Source organism: Microbacterium resistens (assembly GCF_031456305.1).
Lineage (GTDB): Bacteria > Actinomycetota > Actinomycetes > Actinomycetales > Microbacteriaceae > Microbacterium > Microbacterium resistens_A.
In genome coordinates this window covers 80,205-99,449 of the sequence record NZ_JAVDUM010000011.1, presented here as the reverse complement: position 1 = coordinate 99,449, position 19,245 = coordinate 80,205, and the positions used below count along the sequence as shown (strand labels likewise).

General features: G+C 71.6%; 15 protein-coding genes. 8 read left to right on the top strand and 7 right to left on the bottom strand.

Annotated elements, in window-relative coordinates:
* Positions 1-73: 73 nt before the first annotated feature.
* Together J2Y69_RS12855 and J2Y69_RS12850 are read right to left on the bottom strand one after the other, a co-directional pair.
* The gene (locus tag J2Y69_RS12855) at positions 74-1,501 is read right to left on the bottom strand and encodes a CCA tRNA nucleotidyltransferase (protein ID WP_310021342.1); all 1,428 of its coding nucleotides are present in this window, start codon (positions 1,499-1,501) and stop codon (positions 74-76) included.
* Between the two features lie 123 nt (positions 1,502-1,624).
* On the bottom strand, positions 1,625-1,924 hold the full coding sequence (locus J2Y69_RS12850; protein ID WP_310021340.1) for a hypothetical protein: 300 nt from the start codon (positions 1,922-1,924) through the stop codon (positions 1,625-1,627).
* Positions 1,925-2,280: 356 nt separating this feature from the next.
* On the opposite strand from J2Y69_RS12850, the gene J2Y69_RS12845 reads away from it, so the two are divergent.
* Both J2Y69_RS12845 and J2Y69_RS12840 read left to right on the top strand, forming a co-directional pair.
* A complete protein-coding gene (locus tag J2Y69_RS12845; protein WP_310021338.1) occupies positions 2,281-3,837 on the top strand; it encodes a helix-turn-helix transcriptional regulator in 1,557 nt (518 codons plus the stop codon).
* Positions 3,838-3,921: 84 nt separating this feature from the next.
* Positions 3,922-5,502 (top strand): helix-turn-helix transcriptional regulator, encoded by a 1,581-nt coding sequence (locus J2Y69_RS12840; RefSeq protein ID WP_310021336.1) that lies wholly within the window; start codon positions 3,922-3,924, stop codon positions 5,500-5,502.
* 56 nt (positions 5,503-5,558) lie between these two features.
* Here the strand turns inward: J2Y69_RS12840 and J2Y69_RS12835 are convergent, their stop codons facing one another.
* Positions 5,559-6,398, bottom strand: coding sequence for a polysaccharide deacetylase family protein (locus tag J2Y69_RS12835; RefSeq protein ID WP_310021334.1), 840 nt, complete (start codon positions 6,396-6,398; stop codon positions 5,559-5,561).
* Positions 6,399-6,696: 298 nt separating this feature from the next.
* Here J2Y69_RS12835 and J2Y69_RS12830 point away from each other — a divergent pair, with 298 nt between their 5' ends.
* A complete protein-coding gene (locus J2Y69_RS12830) occupies positions 6,697-9,309 on the top strand; it encodes a fibronectin type III domain-containing protein (protein WP_310021332.1) in 2,613 nt (870 codons plus the stop codon).
* Positions 9,310-9,443: 134 nt separating this feature from the next.
* Here the strand turns inward: J2Y69_RS12830 and J2Y69_RS12825 are convergent, their stop codons facing one another.
* The 3 genes from J2Y69_RS12825 to J2Y69_RS12815 all read right to left on the bottom strand — a co-directional run bounded on the left by J2Y69_RS12825 (position 9,444) and on the right by J2Y69_RS12815 (position 12,612).
* A complete protein-coding gene (locus J2Y69_RS12825; RefSeq protein ID WP_310021330.1) occupies positions 9,444-9,737 on the bottom strand; it encodes a hypothetical protein in 294 nt (97 codons plus the stop codon).
* A 219-nt stretch (positions 9,738-9,956) separates the two neighbouring features.
* Entirely contained in the window at positions 9,957-11,009 is a 1,053-nt protein-coding gene (locus J2Y69_RS12820) for an LLM class flavin-dependent oxidoreductase (RefSeq protein ID WP_310021328.1), read from the bottom strand.
* A 70-nt stretch (positions 11,010-11,079) separates the two neighbouring features.
* Entirely contained in the window at positions 11,080-12,612 is a 1,533-nt protein-coding gene (locus J2Y69_RS12815; protein WP_310021327.1) for a DUF7059 domain-containing protein, read from the bottom strand.
* 117 nt (positions 12,613-12,729) lie between these two features.
* Here J2Y69_RS12815 and J2Y69_RS12810 point away from each other — a divergent pair, with 117 nt between their 5' ends.
* The 5 genes from J2Y69_RS12810 (at position 12,730) to trxA (ending at position 18,681) form a co-directional block, all read left to right on the top strand.
* Positions 12,730-14,904 carry a DUF6049 family protein gene (locus tag J2Y69_RS12810; RefSeq protein WP_310021325.1) on the top strand — a complete coding sequence of 725 codons (2,175 nt, stop codon included), beginning with the start codon at positions 12,730-12,732 and terminating at the stop codon, positions 14,902-14,904.
* Complete coding sequence (gene murJ / locus J2Y69_RS12805) at positions 14,897-16,525, top strand: murein biosynthesis integral membrane protein MurJ (protein WP_310021323.1); 1,629 nt, start codon at positions 14,897-14,899, stop codon at positions 16,523-16,525. The genes J2Y69_RS12810 and murJ overlap by 8 nt, the downstream gene beginning before the upstream one ends.
* 26 nt (positions 16,526-16,551) lie before the next feature.
* Positions 16,552-17,214: an IMPACT family protein gene (locus J2Y69_RS12800; protein WP_310021321.1), complete on the top strand. Its 663-nt coding sequence runs from the start codon at positions 16,552-16,554 to the stop codon at positions 17,212-17,214.
* Positions 17,215-17,312: 98 nt separating this feature from the next.
* Positions 17,313-18,287 (top strand): thioredoxin-disulfide reductase, encoded by a 975-nt coding sequence (gene trxB / locus J2Y69_RS12795; RefSeq protein ID WP_310021318.1) that lies wholly within the window; start codon positions 17,313-17,315, stop codon positions 18,285-18,287.
* 70 nt (positions 18,288-18,357) lie between these two features.
* On the top strand, positions 18,358-18,681 hold the full coding sequence (gene trxA, locus J2Y69_RS12790) for a thioredoxin (protein WP_310021316.1): 324 nt from the start codon (positions 18,358-18,360) through the stop codon (positions 18,679-18,681).
* Between the two features lie 192 nt (positions 18,682-18,873).
* On the opposite strand, the gene J2Y69_RS12785 is transcribed toward trxA, so the two are convergent.
* Positions 18,874-19,242, bottom strand: coding sequence for a tryptophan synthase subunit alpha (locus J2Y69_RS12785; protein WP_310021313.1), 369 nt, complete (start codon positions 19,240-19,242; stop codon positions 18,874-18,876).
* Positions 19,243-19,245 lie beyond the last annotated feature (3 nt).

Genomic DNA, 19,245 nt, shown 5'->3' with positions numbered 1-19,245 from the left:
GAACTGACCGGGATATCTCCCGCCGCGGCCGGGCTTTCCGCGTCGTGTCGACCCGGGCGAGCAGAGCTCCTGGTCAGGCGCGGGCGGCCCACCAGTCGCGGAGGCGCTGCTCCGACGCCTCCGGGCCGATCACGCCCTCGTCCAGACGCAGATCCAGCAGGAAGCGATAGGCCTCGCCCACCTCGCGGCCCGGTCGGATGCCGAGGATCCGCTGGATCTCGTTGCCGTCGAGCTCGGGGCGGATGGCGTCCAGCTCCTCGCGCTCCCTGAGCTCGGCGATCCGCTGCTCGATGTCGTCGTACGCCGCCGCGAGACGCGCGGCCTTGCGACGGTTGCGCGTGGTCACGTCCGCACGCGTGAGGATGTGCAGCCGCTCGAGCTGATCCCCTGCGTCCCGCACGTACCGGCGCACGGCCGCGTCCGTCCATGCGCCCTCCGCATAGCCGAAGAACCGCAGGTGCAGCTCGACGAGGGTCGCCACGGCCTCGGTCGCGTCCTTGTCGAAGCGCAGCGCCTGCATCCTCTTGCGCGCGAGGCGGGAGCCCACGACGTCGTGATGATGGAAGGTCACCGCGCCGCCGGGCTCGAGCTTGCGCGTGCGCGGCTTCCCGATGTCGTGCAGCAGGACCGCGAGCCGCAGCGTGGCGTCCGGGTCGGCGCCGGGATGACGGGACCGCTCCAGCGCGATCGCCTGCTCGAGCGCCGTGAGCGAGTGCTCGTAGACGTCCTTGTGGTGATGGTGCTCGTCCACCTCGAGCCGCAGCGCCGAGACCTCGGGCAGGAACTCCTCGATCAGGCCGGTGTCCACGAGGACCCGGATGCCGCGGACCGGGTCGTCGGTCTGCAGGAGCCGGACGAGCTCGGCCTGGACCCGCTCGGGGCTGACGATCCGGAGGGTCTCGCGCAGGCGGGCGATCGCGTCGAGGGTCGCCTGCTCGATCCCGAACCCCAGCTGCGCGCTGAAACGCGCGGCGCGGAGCATGCGCAGCGGATCGTCGCCGAAGCTGACCGCCGGGTCGCTCGGGGTGCGCAGCGATGCGGCAAGAAGGTCCTCGACGCCTCCGGTCGGGTCCACGAGCCGCACCTGGGGCACCTGCAGCGCCATGGCGTTGACCGTGAAATCGCGACGGCTCAGATCGCCCTCGATCGTGTCGCCGAACTCCACGGTCGGCTTGCGGGTCTGCCCGTCGTAGCTGTCGGCGCGGTAGGTGGTGACCTCCACCTGCTCCCCCTGGACGCGGGCGCCGATCGTGCCGAACTCGCGCCCGATGTCCCACTGCGCCGTCGAGACGGGGGTGATGATCCGAAGGATGTCGTCCGGACGGGCATCGGTCGTGAAGTCGAGGTCGTGGGTGCTCCGATCCAGGAGCGCGTCGCGCACCGGGCCGCCGACGACGGCGAGGTCGAACCCCGCATCGGCGAACGCGGTCGCGAGCGTGCGCACGACCGGGTGCTCCGCCAGTGCGCTCAGACGCGCGAGTCCCTCGGCCATGTTGAGCATGGATTCCAGGGTACCGGGGGTCATCGAACGCCCGACCCGCCTCTCAGCCCGTTCCCGTCGCGAAATCTGCCGCATCTCCGGGCGGCGCGCGGCAGATTTCGCGACGGGAAGGCGGCGAGCGCGTCAGGGACGGGGAGGAGGCGCCGTGCCGCCGACGTCGCGGATCGCCTGCTGCTGGCTGCGGGTGGAGGTCACCAGCCAGACCGACAGGGAGATCGCCCCCAGGAGGGCGAGGACGATGATGAGCCACATCCCCTGATCCGGGTCGACGATCCCGAGGACGTAGACGACCAGGGTCGCCGCGGCGAGAGCCGCGCCCTCGACCAGGGCGAAGCCGACGAAGAAGCGCGTGCGCTTGCGCCCGTACTCCTCGTTGACACGGCGGACGCGGGCTTCGGTGGAAAAGTCCGTGGAGTCGCTCATGCCCTCAGGCTAGCGACCGGCCCGGGGGATTCCCACCCTCGGCCGGTGCTTCGAATCCGACCTCTCCGCATCGAGGGAGACGTCACGTACTACGGGTTTCCACCTAGCCACTCCCCCCTTGTCCCCCGACACCGTGGCATCGCCTCGGCAATCGGGTCACGTTCACGACGCGCGGCTCTAGGCTGTCTGCGCGCCACCGTCCGGGCACGGACGGTGGCGCCGGACGCTCGCACGCGGCCCGCGGAGAAGACTCGCTCCCGCCGGCGGCTCGGCCGGGAACCGCCGCCACCGTTGGCGCGGTGCCGACCAGCCGCTCTCCTCCCGGAGGACGCGAATCCCGAGCCAGAGGAGGACTCATGCCGTGGAAACTGACGACGACGCTCGTGCAGATGCGCGAGGCGGCGTCCTCCCCCGTCGCCCCGCACGTGGCGGCGCAGGTCGGCGCGTTCGCCGACGGCGACCCCGGGATCGTCCGCGAGGTCACGACGGCGCTGACCCCGGCGCAGCTGCGCGGGGGCTCGGCGCTGCCCGATCCGCTCCCCTTCCCGTCGAGCGTGCGGACCGAGGAGCTGGACGGGCTCCGCGTCGCGGAGCGGCGCGTGCTGCTCTTCGCCGCGCTGACCCGGACGGCGGCGATCTCCGATCTGCTGGACGCGGCGGCCGTGGACATCGATCTGCTCCTGTTCGGCCGGATCCGGCAGCTCCTGACGATCGACCGTCAGCGCGTCCGTTTCGCCGATGACCGGATCAGGGCGCAGATCCTGCTGGAGTCCTCCGAGCCGGAACGCCGCGCGGTGCACGAGGCCCTGGCGCGCTCCATCCGCCGTCGCGGCGAGAACCCGGCGGCTGCCTGGCACACGGTCGGCGCGGATCCGGCGCGGCGCGCGGAGTCCGCACCGCTGCTCCTCGCCCACGCCGAGCAGCGGATGGTCGCCGCGGACCCGTGGACGGCGCAGCTCGTCGCGAGGACCGCGGCCGAGGGCAGCGGAGACGCGGCATCGCGCGCCTGGGCGACGGCCGGCGTCGCCGCCGTGTGGTCCGGCACGTTCGACGACGCCCAGACCTGGCTGCAACGCGGGGCGAAGGGCAGCGTCGCCCCGTCGGCCGAGATCGTCCGCGACCTGCTCCGCGTCCACGAGCTGCTGACGGTCGGATCCGCCAGCGGCGGCCCCTACGACGCCGAGGAGGCGGGGTTCGTGTTCCGCACGCTCCGATCGGCCGCGCGGGGACCGGCGGATCGCGAGGCGATGCGCCATCTCGGCGCCGTCTACACGGCCGCCTACCGCGACCTCGGGGCCGCCGACATCCTGCACGCCCGCATGCTGCTCACGCTCTCGGGACGATCCTCCGAGGAGTCGCCCCGCCTCTCCCCGCACGCCGAGGCCCACGTCGTGGTGTCGCAGGCGACGGCGCTCGTGCTGGCCGGCGAGCTCGACGGCGCGGCGCGACTGCTCGCGAGCGCCGTCCCGCGACTCCCTTTGATCCATCCCGGAGGCGGTCTCGTCGCGAGCTACGTCCGCCTCTGCGCCGGCCGTTCGGGTCTCGACGGCGTCATCGCCTCCGCGTTCGAGGAGATCGGGCCGGCCACCCCCCTGCGCCACGGCAATGGCCTCTCCTCCCTGACTCTCCCCCCTGCCGCGACGGCACGGGCGGCGGCCGCGGCGACCATGATCGCGCCGGCGACGGACTCCGCCGCCGCGGGGACCACGCCGCGGGAACCGCTGTCGGCACGCCAGAGCGAGGTGCTGGATCAGATGCTCCGCGGGGTGTCCAACCGGATCATCGCGGACGCGCTGGGCGTCTCCCACCGGACCATCGAGGTGCACGTCGGCCATGTGCTGCGCAAGTACGGCGTGACGTCCCGCAGCGCCCTGCTCGCCCTCCTCTCCGGAGGGGACGCCCTCGGCGGCTGATCCGTCACGAAAAGGGCGAATGCCGTCACCCGGGGCGCGGAGTCGGGATAATCGAGGGACGACCGTCCCCCCGAGGAGAGAGCGATGCCCTGGGATCTCAGCGTGACGATCCGTGAGATGCAGGCGATCACGGACTCCCCCATCGACCCCCGCGTCGCACAGCGCGTGATGCTCTTCGCCGACGGTGACACCGAGATCCTCCGCGCCGCGTCCCTCGCGCTCACACCGGCGCAGCTGCGGGGCGGCGCCGCGCTCCCCGATCCCCTGGCGGGAGCCGGAACGAGACACGGCGAGACCTGCGACGCCCTGAGCACCGCCGAGCGCCGGCTGCTGCTGCTCACCGGGCTGTCGATCACGCAGCGCACCTCGGACCTGCTCGACGCCGCCGCGGTCGACATCGACGTGCTCCTGTTCGGCGGCCTGCGCGAGCTCCTCCGCGTCGAGGACGGACAGGTGCGCATCCGGGACGAGAGGGTGCGCTCCCGGATCCTGCTCGACACGGACGAGACCGAGCGTCGTGAGGCCCACGCCGCCCTCGCCCGCGCCTCACAGCGACGCGGTGCACGGGGATCGGCGGCCTGGCACCGGGCGAACGCCTCCGGCACGGACGCCGAGCTCGGCGCCGCTCTGGTCGCCTTCGCGTCGGCCCGGCTCGCGCAGGGCGACGCCGCATCCGCCCGGACGATCGCCCGCTTCGCCGCGGAGACGAGCGGCGGGCACCTCGCCGTCCAGGCCTGGGCGACCGCGGGACTCGCGGCGTTCTGGAACGGCGAGATGGAGGACGCCGAGGAGTGGCTCGGACGCGTCCAGTTGCCCGCCGACTCCCCCCTCGGCGCGAGCGTCGATGCGGCGCTCGAGGTCAGGAGGGCGCTCGAGCAGGGACCAGCCGGCACGATCTTCTCGCACGGCGAGGCGACGCCGATCTTCCGAGCGATGACGACCGCCGCGCGCGGACCGGCCGACCGAGAGGCGATGGCGCAGCTCGGGGCCATCTCCGATGCCATCTACCAGGAGCCGCTCCTCGCGGACTCCCTGCAGGCGAGGCTCTTCCTGTCGGCCAGCACCGGGGTCGGGGACCGCGGGGGCCTCACGGCACATGCGGAGGCCCACGTCGTGATGATGCAGGTCGGGTTCCAGTCGCAGGCCGGCGACAGGAGGGGCGCGGCCCGCCTCCTGTGCGGGGCCGTCCGACGCCTCCCCCTCGCGCACCCCGCCGCGGGAGTGATCTCCAGCTTCGTGCGCATCCTCGCCCCCGAGGGACCGGGACTCGACGAGACGATCGCCGGCGCCTACGAGTCGATCCGTCCCCATGGCTCCATGCGCTACAACGGCGACGGGGCGTCCCTCGGTCACGGAGCCGACATCGGGTCCCGTGCGTCCGCGGCGGCCGGGCTGCATCGATCCGCCTCTCAGGACGCGTCCGATCCGCTCTCCTCCGAGCCGCTGTCGGCCCGCCAGCGTCAGGTGATGACGCTCCTGTCGGGGGGCCTCACCAACCGGGAGATCGCCGACAAGCTGGGGCTCTCGCATCGGACCGTCGAGGTCCACGTCGGCCACATCCTGCGCAAGCACCGGGTGACCAGCCGCGCGTCGCTGCTCTCGCTGATCTCCGGACGCACGCGACCGGAGGTCGGCGAGGACCCGCCTCCCCCCGCCGTCGACTGAGCCGCCGCGCGGTCGTCCTGGGGGCCGAGCCTCCGTTCAGAGGCGCTCACGGGCGCTCAGGGGTGCTGAGGGCTCGTGAAGACGTCGTTCAGGGTGACGGTGCGCAGCCCGCGCTCGGCGATGATCTGCGCGAGCTGCGGGAAGACGGTGGTGACGGGCGTGTGGTTGAGGTGACCGATCACGATGTGCTGCGGCAGGAACCACTCGTGGCCGAGGCGCAGGATCTCCTCGGCGGGGATGAGTCCGGAGTCCGCCAGTGATCCATACCAGAGGACCGGCGAGGTGTATCCGATCGAGGCGGCCACCTCGCGGACCCGATGGTCGTGGAACCCGTACGGAGGGCGGTAGAACGGGCGGGCGTCCACGCCGTAGAGCTCGCCGATCCGATCGTGGGTGCGCTGGAGCTCGTCGATGATCGCGTGGTCGGAGAGGGTCTGCAGATCCGGGTGGCTCCAGGTGTGGTTGGCCAGCTGCACCTGCCCCGATGACACGAGCGGCTTCAGCACGTCGACGTTGTCGGCCCACGCCGAGTAGGAGCCGGTCGCGAACAGCGTGAGGCGCGTGTGGGTCTCCGCCGCGAACTGCGCATAGGCGCGGACCACCGCGGAGTCGGAGCCGTCGTCCACGGTCCAGGCCAGCAGGTTGCCCTCCCCGGGGAGGGCGGTGAACGCGTCGACGGGCGCGGGCACCCGCACGAGCTGGGGCGCGGGCGGAATCGTGAGGGTCGGCGTCGGCCGGGGCGCCGTGACCAGAGGACGAGGGGCGGGCGTCGACGTCGCCGCCGGATCGACGGACACTTCACCGCGACCCCCACAGGCAGTGATGAAGGTGCCGATCGCGAGTCCGGTCGCCGCAAGGAACGTACGACGCCCCCATGCGTGTATGTTCCCGGTCACGACGCCCTCCCCTCGTTTCGCGAACGATACGCGCCCGCCCCGTGTCCGCCGCCGCCGGTCCGGAAGAACCGCGGAATCTCCGCGTTTCCGACATCGCCCACCTACGGGCTAGCTCGTAGCCGGCCCGTTTCCGGGCTGTCAGGGCCTCCGTGACGGCTCGCCGGCCGCCCGGCGACCGCGTTCATCCGCCGGCCTCCCGCGGGACAACGACAGGCCATCTGGCGTTGATGGGCTGGAGCCGTTCGCGTCGCCGCCCCGGGCGCGCGGAGATCCTCATCGCTATGCAAAGGACCGACACATGACATCCCCCACCCCTGCGGTGCGGTGGCGACGGCGCGGAATCGTCTCCGCGACCGTGCTGGCGCTGCTCGGCGGCGCCTACGCCTCGCCGTCCGCCGCGCTCGCCGACGGCTCCCCCGCCGTCCCCACGACGCCGCTGATCACCAGCGACAGCACCTGGCGCTATCTCGACGACGACACCGACCCCGCCCGCGGTGACGCCGACATCCGCGTCTGGACCACCCCCGGCTACGACGACACCGCGTGGAAGAGCGCCCCCGGCTCCTTCGGTGCGAAGAAGGGCGCCCTCGGCGCCGTGGGTCCCCATCAGCCCCGCACCCTCCTCACGCACTACATCGACGGCACCAAGACCGCCATCCCCACCTACTTCCTCCGCACCTCCTTCACCCTGGACCAGGGCGTCGCGGAGAAGGTCGCGACCCTCGCCAGCACCGTCACCTACGACGACGCGCTGGTCGTGTGGATCAACGGCACGAAGGTCGCGAGCTTCGCGGACGGCCGGATCACCGAGACCACCAACCGCGAGTACGCGGGCGAGGGCAACGGCGACCCGGTCACGAGCACCTTCACGGCGGAGGGCGGGCTGCTCCACGACGGGGAGAACACGATCGCCGTCGCCCTGCACCAGGACCGCGCGTCCAGCTCCGACATCTACTTCGACATGTCCGCGCTCACCCTCGTCGCGGCCACCGACGGCGAGGGCCCGATCGTCGCCCCACCGACGCGCGTGATCCTCACCCCCACCGAGACGCCGACCACCTCGCAGTCGTTCTCCTGGCTCGCCGGCGACGCCTCGCACACATCGGGCGCGGTCGAGATCGGCACCGCGGACGGCGGCGAGACCCGACTCGTCGACGGCTACGACGCCGGCGTCGTGAACGGGAACCCGAACCACCACTTCTCGGCGACCGTCGACGGCCTCTCCCCGGCCACCGCCTACCGCTACCGCGTCGGCCTCCCGGGCAGCTGGAGCGACTGGCACGAGTTCCGCACCGCGGACCCGCAGCAGACCGACTTCCAGTTCGTCTACTACGGCGACGCCCAGATCGGGCTCGACACCACCTGGCCGTCGGTCGTGAAGCAGGCGGAGGAGAAGGCGCCCCGATCGATCGGATCGGTGCACGCCGGCGACCTCATCAACAAGTCCAGCAACGAGGTCGAGTGGCTGAACTGGTTCAAGGGGATGCAGGACTCCGCGACCCGCACCAACGTCATGGCGGCCCCCGGCAACCACGAGTACTCCGGCGACAAGCTGCTGCAGGCGTGGAAGGCGAACTTCGAGTACCCGCACAACGCCCCGGACGACAGCACGATCGGCGAGCTCGCGGCTCTCGCGCAGGGCGACTCCGATGTCGCGCGCCAGTACCGGTCCCTGTTCGACCACTGGGCCGAGTTCGCCAAGGAGACGGTCTACTTCACCGACTACCAGGACGTGCGCTTCATCACGCTCAACGCGACGCGCGACGAGACCTTCCTCACCCCGCCGAACATGCCGGCGTGCTCCGCGCCCGAGTGCCCGGCGTTCGACGGCGAGCGGCTGTGGACCCGGTTCCAGGCCGCCTGGCTCGACCATGTGCTGAAGAACAGCCCGTCGAAGTGGAACGTCGTGACCTTCCACCAGCCGGTGTTCTCGGCATCCGAGGGCCGGGACGAGCCGATCCTGCGCGCCGAGTGGCTGCCGGTGTTCCAGGAGAACGACATCGACCTGGTGCTCATGGGTCACGACCACACCTACGCGCGCGGCTACCTGGACAGCGACGCGACGGCGACGCCCGGCATCACCTCCGGTCCGGTCTACGTCGTCTCCAACGCCGGGGCCAAGCACTACGACCTCGCCCCGGCCGAGGACAACGTCTGGACCCGCAACGGCGCCACCCAGGTGCTGCGCGGCGAGGGCGTGACCACATATCAGGTGATCGACGTCTCGCATGACAAGCTCGTCTACCGCTCCTACCTGGCCGAGAAGACGCCGACGGCCAGCACCGACCTCCCCGTCGGCGCGACCTACGACGAGTTCACCGTCACCAAGACCGATGACGGCCGGAAGTGGGTCACCGAGGCCGGCCTGGAGCCGCCGGCTCCGGCCTCGCTGACGCTGGGCGCGGGCGAGGTCGGAGCCGGCGGCGAGCTCGCCGTGACCGGGGCGGGCTTCGACGCGGGCGAGAAACTCTCCTTCGAGCTGCACTCCACGCCGGTCACTCTGGGAACGGCGACCGCCGACGACGCCGGATCCTTCCGGACGACGCTGACCATCCCGGCCACTACCCCGGCCGGAGCGCATGAGCTCGTGGCGACCCGCGCCGACGGCTCGCAGCTCTCGGCCGCCGTCACCGTGAAGGCGGCGCCGGAGACCCCCAAGCCCGAGACGCCGAAGCCGGAGACCCCCACTCCGAAGCCTGAGACCCCCAAGCCGGGGATCCCCGGCGGGACGGGCGGATCGGGCACGGGCGGATCGGGCACCGGGTCCGGAGGCTCGGGCGGCCTTCCTGCCACCGGTGCGGACAGCCTGCCGTACCTCGCCGGCGGTGCACTGCTGCTGATCACCGGAACCGTCCTCCTCGTGGCCCGTCGCCGAGCGCGCGGCGGGGAGATGCGTCCTCCCGTCAGGTAGTCCGCGGGTCCCGCCGGTTCAGCCGGTTCAGATTGCAGGACCATTCCACCGTTGTCGGCCCATTCAGCCGATCCGGGCCGACAACGGTGGATGTGGCCGACAAAGTGAGCAGGCAGGGTCAAGCAGGCAACGTCCTAGAGGTATCCGGTTGCCGGATCGATCGCCGCGAGGAAGTCACGAATAGCGGCCACATGCCGTTCATGAGGGAACGGTTCGAAGCCTCCGAACACACTGAAGCCATAGCCGTCGTTGGGCCCCGACACCCAGTCGTAGTGGTTGGAGCCGTCGTCGTCGCGCCTGCGAACGACGAAGGTCTCACCATCCACGGTGAAGGTCCCGACGTCGGTATAGGTATCGGCGTCCGGCAACGCAGAAAGAGGGACGTAGGTCACTCCCTCGTCCTCCGTGGCGTCGCGGTCGCTCTCCATCCGCTCGACCCTACCCAGAGGACGCGAGGCCTGCCATCGCGTCACCACTGCATCGCCGCCGAGTCGACCCGCTGTACCCCGCGGGTTCAGATCGCAGGACCATTCCACCGTTGTCGGCCCATTCAGCCGATCCGGGCCGACAACGGTGGATGTGGCCGACAAATGTGGCCGACAGAGTTGCCCCGGCACGGAGCACGCCGGGGCAACTAGCGCCGGGCCTCAGATCGGGTATCCGCCGACCGGGCCCTCGGTGTTCGGCTTCCAGCCGAGCGCGGGCGCGACGTGCTCGGCGAAGGCCTCCAGGACGTGCAGGTTGTACTCGGGCCCCAGCTGGTTCGGGATGGTGAGCATGAGGGTGTCCGCCGCCATCACGGCCTCGTCCTGCTGCAGCTGACGGATGAGCACGTCCGGCTCGGCCGCATAGGTCTTGCCGAAGGTGGAGCGGAAGCCGTCGATGATCCCGACCTGGTCATCGCTCTCCTCGGACCTCAGGCCGAAGTAGGCCCGGTCGCGGTCGTCGATCAGCGGGAACACGCTGCGGCTCACGGAAACGCGCGGGGTCCCGGTGTGACCGGCCTCGCGGTAGGCGGCCCGGTAGAGGTCGATCTGCTCCCGCTGCAGCTCGTGGAACGGGGCGCCCGTCGCCTCGGTGACGAGGGTCGAGCTCATCATGTTCAGACCGCGCCGCCCCGTCTCCTCGGCGGTCGCCCGGGAGCCGGACCCCCACCAGATGTGATCGCGCAGCGTCGCCAACCGGGGCTCGATGGCCAGGTACCTGCCCTCGCCGACCATCCTCGGGTCGCCCTGGACGACGCCTGCGCCGTCGATCGCCTGGAGGAAGAGGTCGAACTTGTCCCTGGCGAGGTCGGCGCCCCGCGGATCCTCGGATCCGACGTACCCGAAGGCCTCGTAGCCCCGCAGCGCCGTCTCGGGTGACCCCCGGCTGACGCCCAGGGCGATGCGTCCGTCGGCGATGAGGTCCAGCGCCGCCGCCTCCTCGGCGAACTGCAGCGGGTTCTCATAGCGCATGTCGATCACGCCGGTCCCGACCTCGATGCGCGACGTGCGTGCGGCCATCGCCGCCAGCAGCGGCATGGGGGACGCCGCCTGCCTCGCGAAGTGGTGGACGCGCACGTACGCGCCGTTCACGCCGATCTCGTCCGCGCCCTCAGCGATCTCGATGGTCTGGGTCAGCATGTCCCCCGCGGTGCGGGTCGCCGAGCCGGGCACATCGGCGTAGTGCCCGAAGGAGAGGAATCCGAAAGCCTTCATGATCTATGCGAACGCATGAATCCGACGGGGCATTCCCCGCAGCGGGCCCGAAGGCGCGGGCGGCGGGACATCATGTCGCGGCCGGGGCGAGGAACCCGTCGACCACGAGCTCACGGATCCGCGGTTCGAGATCGGCCCAGAGATCGGGCAGCGGCACCTCGAACAGGTCCGCGAGCGCCGCCGCGATCTGGCCGACGGTGAGCTCCCCGTCGCAGGCGCCGACGAACCCGGCGAGCGCGGGATCCGCCGAGACCGTCCGCCCGAAGCCTCCGCCCTGGCGCAGCTCGATCACGCTCGGGGCGTCCTCGCCGGGGATGTGGTGGCGGGCCTCGGTGACGTCGGGGGCGACCACGAGGCGCTCCGGGATCCCCGCGGCGAGCGCGTCGTGCGCCGCGAGCCCGTCGCGGAAGGCGCGCCCTGGACTCGATGCGGGCTGGGCGACGCGCTCGAGACGCCGCAGCCGCGGAGCCCTGTCGCCATCCGGCGAGGCGTCCCGGGTCTCCGGGCGTCGGATCAAGACGTATCCGAACCCGACCTCGGTCACCCCGCGCGCGGCGAAGTCGTCGGACCAGGCGTCCAGCAATGTCTCGAACCCCTGGTCCCGCGGGGTCGTCCCGCCGTCGCGGATCCAGAGCTCCGCATAGCCGAGGGGGGAGAGCGTCTCCCGCTCCACGACCCAGACGTCGAGATCGTCGTCGATCCAGGAGTCCAGTCGGTCAAGGCCCGCGAGCCCGTCCCTGGACTCCCAGTTGCCCAGCAGCTGGGCCGCGCCGCCGGGGGCGAGGTGCGCGCCGACCTCCCGGACGAAGCGTTCCACCAGCGCGTCGCCGACCAGGCCGCCGTCCCGGTACTCGTAGGCGGGCACGCCGTCGCGACGCGGCGTGATCACGAACGGCGGATTCGACACGATCAGCCCGAAGCCCTCCCCGGCGACGGGATCGAATATGCTGCCGAGCCGGAACTCGATGTTGCCCACGCCCGCCAAGTGGGCGTTCAGCTGCGCGTAGGCGAGGGCGCGCGCGGAGACGTCGGTGGCCACCACGTGCCCGGCGTGACGCGCGACCAGCAGCGCCTGGATCCCGCATCCGGTGCCGAGGTCGAGTGCCCGCTCGACCGGCACCGGCATCACGAGCGACGCCAGCGTCCGGGACGCGCCGCCGACCCCCAGCACATGGTCCGCGGGGAGCGGGCCGCCGAGGGCCGCCTCGTCGAGATCGCTCGCGATCCACCACTCCCCCACGCCGTCGGCGTCGACGAAGGACTGCGGGCGGATGAGGGCGGCGGGGATCACATCAGCGCCCTCCCGCTCGGCGAGTCCCAGCGCCTCCAGCCCGTCGATCCCCGTGCGCGGGAGCGCCGCCTCGACCGCATCGGCCGGCTGCGGCAGCCCGACGACGAACAGCCGCCCGAGCGTCACGAGCGGGTCGGTGCGATCGGCGACCGCACGCAGCAGCGGGGAGCGGATCCCCCGTGCCAGGGCGTCGTCGGCGTCCTCCCCCCAGGCGGCCCTCAGCGGTTCCGAGCGGAAGTCCGCGGCATCGAGATCCGCGGCGAGCGCGGAGCACAGCAGGGCGTCGGGGCGGGGATCGAGGTGTCGGAGCACGGCGTCACTCTACGCGGGCCGCACCCGCCCGCCTCCAGGGTTCGCCCGGCGCAGCCGCCTAGAATCGCAGGGCAACGACTCATCCGCGCCCGTTCCCCGGCGCCCGACGGACCTTCCATGACCGCTTCGCACTCCCCAGAAGACCGCGCGCGCCGGGCGCATGCCGGCCCGCGGCCCGCGCGTCGATCCCGTCTCCGCGCCACGGCGGTCGTCGCCCTCACCGCGCTCGCGGTGCTGACCGGATCATTGGCACCGGGGCTGTCGGCGTCTCCCGCGATCGCCGCGACGAGCCCCACCCCGACTCCGACGCCCGAGGAGAGCGGCGTGGCCCTGTCGCTCGCGCCCGACGCCCACGGGACATATGTCCCCGGCACGCCGCTGACCGCCTCGGTGTCCGTGCAGAACGGGACCGAGGAGGAGTTCACGACCGGATACGTCCGCCTCGACATCGGCCGCTCGGCCCTCGCGGACCGGGTCGCCGTGACGGCCTGGCTCGACGGGAGCTCCTCCCCCGCCCTCACCGCGGTCGGCGGCGCGGAGACCCCCGCGATCGGGGACGGCTCCTCCGGCACGGCCAGCATCAGCGTGCCCGCCCTCGATGTCGGAGCCCTCGCCCCCGGCGTCTATCCGATCCGTGCGACGTTCACCCCGACCGTCTCGGGGCGGTCGCCGGACCCGGTCACCGCGGAGAGCGTGATCGTCGTCTCCCGCGGCCAGCGGGCTGCGGTGAGCGTGATCGTGCCGATCACCGCGACGCCGGCCGCCGACATCCTCAGCCCGGAAGAGCTGATCGCCCTGACCGCGCCGGACGGCGCGCTGACCGCTCAGCTCGATGCGGCCTCCGGCACGTCCGCGATCCTCGCGGTGGATCCGGCCATCCCCGCCGCCATCCGCGCACTCGGCACCTCTGCCCCGCCGACCGCGACGACCTGGCTGAACCGTCTCGAGGCCCTCTCCAACGAGCGGTTCGCGCTGCAGTTCGCCGATGCCGACACCGCGGCCCAGGCGGCCGCGGGTCTCACCGCGCCGCTCGGTGTCGACACCCTGGCCCCCTTCCTGCGCGGTCAGGCGACGGCGACGCCGACCCCCACGTCGAGCGCGACCCCGTCACCGTCCTCGACCACGGCGCCCGCCGTCCCCAGCGTCGAGGACCTCACGGCGATGGGCAGCGCGCAGCACAGCCTGCTCTGGCCGCGGGGCGAGGTCTCCGCTCAGGACGTCGCGGCGCTCGCCGGGTTCCGGAGTCCCGGCGATGCGGCGGAGACCGCCACGACCACGATCCTCCCCTCCACCTCCTTCACGACCGGCGCCGATCACGCGCCCGTCCCCGCCCGCGGCGACGTCGACGGCTCTGCGGTGCTCGCCGTGGACGCCGCGGTGTCCGACGCCCTGAGCCGCGCGGCGGCGGAGCGGGACCCCCTCCGCCGGGGCGCGCCCCTCGCCGAGGCCGAGGCCATGCTCTGGTTCGCGGACCCCGCCGGCCCCGTGCTCGCCGGCCTCGCCCGCGACGAGACGAGACAGGGCGATGCGCTGAGCTCGACCCTGGCCGCCGCATCGGGCGGCATCGCCGCTTCATCGCTCGCGGGGCTGCTCTCCTCGACGCCCGCCCCGCTGTCGATCTCCTCCGCGTTCGCCTCCGACCGCGCCAGCGCCGTGACCGACGCCCTCGAGGACGAGCGGCAGGTCGCCGCCTTCTCGTCGATCCTCGACGAGCCGGCGCAGTTGACCGTCCGCCAGCGCATCTCGATCCTGCGGCTGTTCGCCGTCGGCCTCCACCGTGACGCATCCAGCTTCTCGATCGCCTTCGCCGACCAGCGCGCGGTCACCCGCGCGACTCTCGGCTCGGTGGGGATCCAGCCATCGAACCCGATCCTCATCAGCGCCGCCGTCGACGTGCCGATCTGGCTGCGCAACGACCTGCCCTACCCCGTGAACGTCCGCCTCGGGATCCAGCCGAGCGACGCCCGGCTGGATGTCCCCGTCTCGGTTGAGGCGAAGGGGCAGGCCGGGAGCACGACCCGGCTGAAGGTCCCGGTCGAGGCCCGTGTCGCGACCGCCGAGGTCAACCTGTCGCTGTCGCTGACCAGTCCGACCGGCGTCCCCATCGGGTCACCCCAGGTCGCGCGACTGACCGTCCACGCCGAATGGGAGAGCATCGGCCTGATCGTGCTCGGCGCCATCGCGGCACTGCTGATCGGAGGGGGGATCGTCCGCACGATCCTTCGACGCCGGAGCATCGCCGCGACACATGCCGCGGACGGCATGAACGAGGAGAAGAGCACGGATGACTAGTCTCGGACGCGCCAGCGCGCTCCTCGCCGCCGGTACGCTCGTCTCCCGGATCACGGGTCTCCTCCGCACGATCGTGCTGGTGACGCTCATCGGCTCGTACGGGTCCGAGGCCGCCGACGCCTTCTCCGCGGCGAACCAGCTCCCGAACGACGTCTTCTCCCTGATCTCGACGGGGATCCTCACCGCGGTCATCGTCCCGCAGATCGTGCAGGCCACCGCGCAGCGAGACGGGGGCAGCGCCTTCATCTCCAAGCTCTTCACCCTCGGCACCGTGGTGCTGGTCATCGCCACCGCGATCGCCGTCCTCCTCGCCCCCGTGCTGGTGACGTTCGCCGCCGGAAGGGCGACGCCCGAGATGCAGGCGCTGGCCACGGCGTTCGCGTACTGGTGCCTGCCGCAGATCCTCTTCTACGGCCTGTACGCGATGATCGGCGAGACCCTCAACGCCCGCCGCATCTTCGGCCCGTTCACCTGGGCGCCCGTCATCAACAACCTCCTCTCCATCGCCGGCTTCCTCATCCTCGCTGCGGTCTTCGGCGGCGCGCAGACCCGCGTGGAGAGCTGGACCCCCGAACGCATCGCCTGGCTCGGCGGGCTCGCCACCCTGGGGATCGTCCTGCAGGCCGTGGTGCTGCTGCTGTTCTGGCCGCGGACGCGCCTCGCGCTCCGTCCCGACTTCCGGTGGCGCGGGGTCGGCCTGGGAGCTGCCGGGAAGCTGGCCGGCTGGACCCTGCTGATGGCCGTCGCGAGCCTCGTCGCCGGCTATCTGCAGCACAACATCGCGTCCGAGGCCTCCGGCGAGGGCGCGTCCCTGACCGTCATGATGAACGCCTGGCTCGTCTTCATGCTCCCCTACTCGGTGATCGTGCTCTCGATCGGGACGCCCTACTTCACCCAGCTCAGCGAGCACGCCGCTGCCGGGCGCGATGACGACGTGCGTTCCGACATCTCGCGCAGCATCCGCACCCTCGGCGTCTTCCTCACCGGCGCCCTCGCCGCGGTGCTCGCCGCGGCGATCCCGGCCTCCCGGATCTTCACGGGCGACGCGGAGAACGCCGCCCAGGGAGCGGTCGACTCGGCGCTGGTCCTCGTCGCCTTCCTCATCTCGCTGCTGCCCCTCGCCGTGCTCTTCATCGTCCAGCGGACCTTCTACGCCTATGGCGACACCCGGACGCCATTCCTCTTCACGATCCTCCAGGCGGCACTGGTCATCGGCACGGCCTATGCCGCACAGGCCCTGTACGCAGCGGGGGTGCTGCCCATCGAGTACCTTGCCGCGGCCCTCGCGCTCGGCCAGTCGCTCGCCACCGTGCTGCAGACGATCGTCGCCACCGTGCTCCTGCGCCGACGGCTCGGAGGGATCGGCGCGGGGGCGTGGATGCTCTCGCTGCTCCGCTTCGTCGTCGCGGGCATCCCGGCAGCGGCCGCCGGATGGGGCGTCTACCTCCTCCTCGGCGGCCCCGATGGCTGGACCAACGCCTCGCAGATCTCCGGCGCCGCCGGCTGCCTCATCATCGGCCCGGTGGTGCTCGCCGTGTACGTCGGCGCCCTCGCGCTCCTCCGCGCGCCGGAGCTCTCCGCCGCGACCGGTCTCCTCAAGCGCTTCCTCCCCGGCCGCTGATCCCGCCGGGGCGGGAGGATGGAGGCATGACCGCCCCCTCGGCCGGGTACCCCGACACGATCTCGTCGGCCGTCACCCACGAGCTCGTCGAGCGGAAGTCCCGCTTCATCGCCCACGCCTCCCCCGTCTCCTCCGTCGCCGCAGCGGACGCTCTCATCGCCTCCGTCCGCAAGGCGGCCTGGGACGCCAGCCACCACTGCACAGCGATGGTCCTGGGCGTCCAGGGCGATCAGGCGCGGTCCTCGGACGACGGCGAGCCCTCCGGGACCGCGGGCGTGCCGATGCTGGAGGTCCTCCGGCGCCGGCGGCTGACGGATGTCGTGCTGATCGTCACGCGATACTTCGGCGGGACGAAGCTCGGCGCCGGCGGGCTGGTCCGCTCCTATTCCTCCGCCGCCTCCGAGGTCCTCGACCGGGCCCGGATCGTGCATCGCGGCCTGCTCCGCCAGGTGACGATCGACATCCCTCACGCCGATGCGGGGCGCCTGGACAACATGCTCCGGGACTGGGCTCACGCGCACGGGGCAACGCACGGCCCGACGACCTATGCGGCCTCCGCGGGCTTCGAGCTCTGGGTCCCCCCTGATGCCCTCCCCCGTCTCGGAGACGATCTCGCCGCCTTCTCCTCGGGCACGCTGCGTCCCGTCGTCGGCATCGATCGCATCGTCGACGTCCCCTCAGCGCACTGATCCTCGTCCGCCTCGGCACCCGGTCCCCCGTGCCGCCCAGCGCGGGGGAATGTCCCACGGCTACCATGTGTTGAGGCACGTGAACACGAGGAGAGTCAATGCGTCAGGTCATCATCATCGGTTCCGGTCCCGCCGGCTTCACCGCCGCCATCTACGCCGCCCGAGCGAACCTGCAACCTCTGCTCATCGCCAGCTCCGTCGAGGTCGGCGGAGAGCTGATGAACACGACCGAGGTCGAGAACTTCCCCGGGTTCCCCGAGGGCATCCAGGGCCCCGAGCTCATGGCGAAGCTGCAGCAGCAGGCCGAGCGCTTCGGCACCGAGATCGTCTATGACGATGTGGTCGAGCTCGAGCTCAACGGCCCCGTCAAGAAGGTCGCGCTCGGCAGCGGGGCGACCCACGAGGCGGCGACGATCATCTACGCCACCGGCTCCGCGTACCGCAAGCTCGGCGTCGCCGGCGAGGAGCGCCTCTCCGGTCATGGCGTGTCCTGGTGCGCGACCTGCGACGGCTTCTTCTTCCGTGAGCGCACGATCGCGGTCGTCGGCGGCGGCGACTCGGCGATGGAGGAGGCGACCTTCCTCACCCGCTTCGCGGACAAGGTCTACGTCATCCACCGCAAGGACTCGCTCCGCGCCTCGAAGATCATGCAGGAGCGCGCGTTCGCGAACGAGAAGATCGAGTTCGTCTGGAACAGCGAGGTCGAGGAGATCCTGGGCGAGGAGGCCACGTCCGGCGTCCGCCTGCGCGACACCGTCGACGGCTCGACCCGCGACCTGGCCCTCGACGGCCTGTTCATCGCGATCGGCAACGACCCCCGCACCCACCTCGTGCACGAGAAGCTGGACCTCACCGCCGAGGGAACGATCTGGGTCGACGGGCGTTCGTCCCGCACCTCCGTCCCCGGTGTCTTCGCCGCCGGCGACGTGATCGACCCGACCTACCGCCAGGCCGCGACCGCAGCGGGCTCCGGGACGGTAGCGGCCCTGGACGCCGAGCACTTCCTGGCCGACTTAGAGGACGCTTCGGTCGAGGTTCCGGCCGCCGTGGCCGCCGAGATCCTCACCGCCTGAGTCGGGAACATCCCGGCCTCACCCGCTGTTGACGTCGATGAACGTCACTGTTCACGAACAAGGAGAATCCATGACTGCCAAGGCAACAAGCCAGGCGACCTGGGAGCAGGACGTGCTTCAGGCCGAGGGCACCGTTCTGGTCGACTTCTGGGCTGTCTGGTGCGGGCCGTGCCGCATGGTCGCGCCTGTCCTCGACGAGATCCAGGCGGAGAACCCGGACAAGATCACCATCCTCAAGCTCAACGTCGACGAGAACCCCGAGCTGGCGATGAAGTACCAGATCACCTCGATCCCCGCGATGAAGGTCTTCCAGGGTGGCGACGTCAAGACGACGATCATCGGCGCGAAGCCGAAGTTCGCACTGGAGAAGGACCTCGCCGACTTCCTCGGTTGAGCCTCCCCTTCAGATCCTCGAAGCCCGTCCCCGCCTTTTGTGGGGGCGGGCTTCGTCGTTCTCGCGTGACGTCGGGTCGTCGTCGGATCGCACGATGTTTCACGTGGAACGTACCGTCATTGCCCGCCCCCGCTGAGGGGTTACAGCCCCCGGGACATGGCGCCGATCGCTGGGCTCAGAAAGCGGGATGTTTCACGTGAAACGGTTTGCCTGATCCGAAGTGCCCTGCTGAGGGTCGGCGACCACCGGATCCCAACGGCGATGCGAAGACCCGTGGCCGAGCAGACTCCAGACGACGGGCGTGAGGTCGGGATAGTCCAGGGCGATCTGGCGAAGCAGGTCGTAGTGACGCGTCGCGTCGGGCCGTACTCCCCCGTCAGAGGTGATCCCTTCGGCCCGGAGCAGGAAGACGACGAGCTCGTCGATGCTCGGGAGCTCCTCCATGAACGCCCACGGATCCTCCCCGCCGAGAAGCCTCTCCTGAACGAGCACAGCCAGCTCATCGGCTGCTTCGGCACGAAGCACCTCGAGACTCGCGCGACGGGCCGGGGATTCACTCACCCG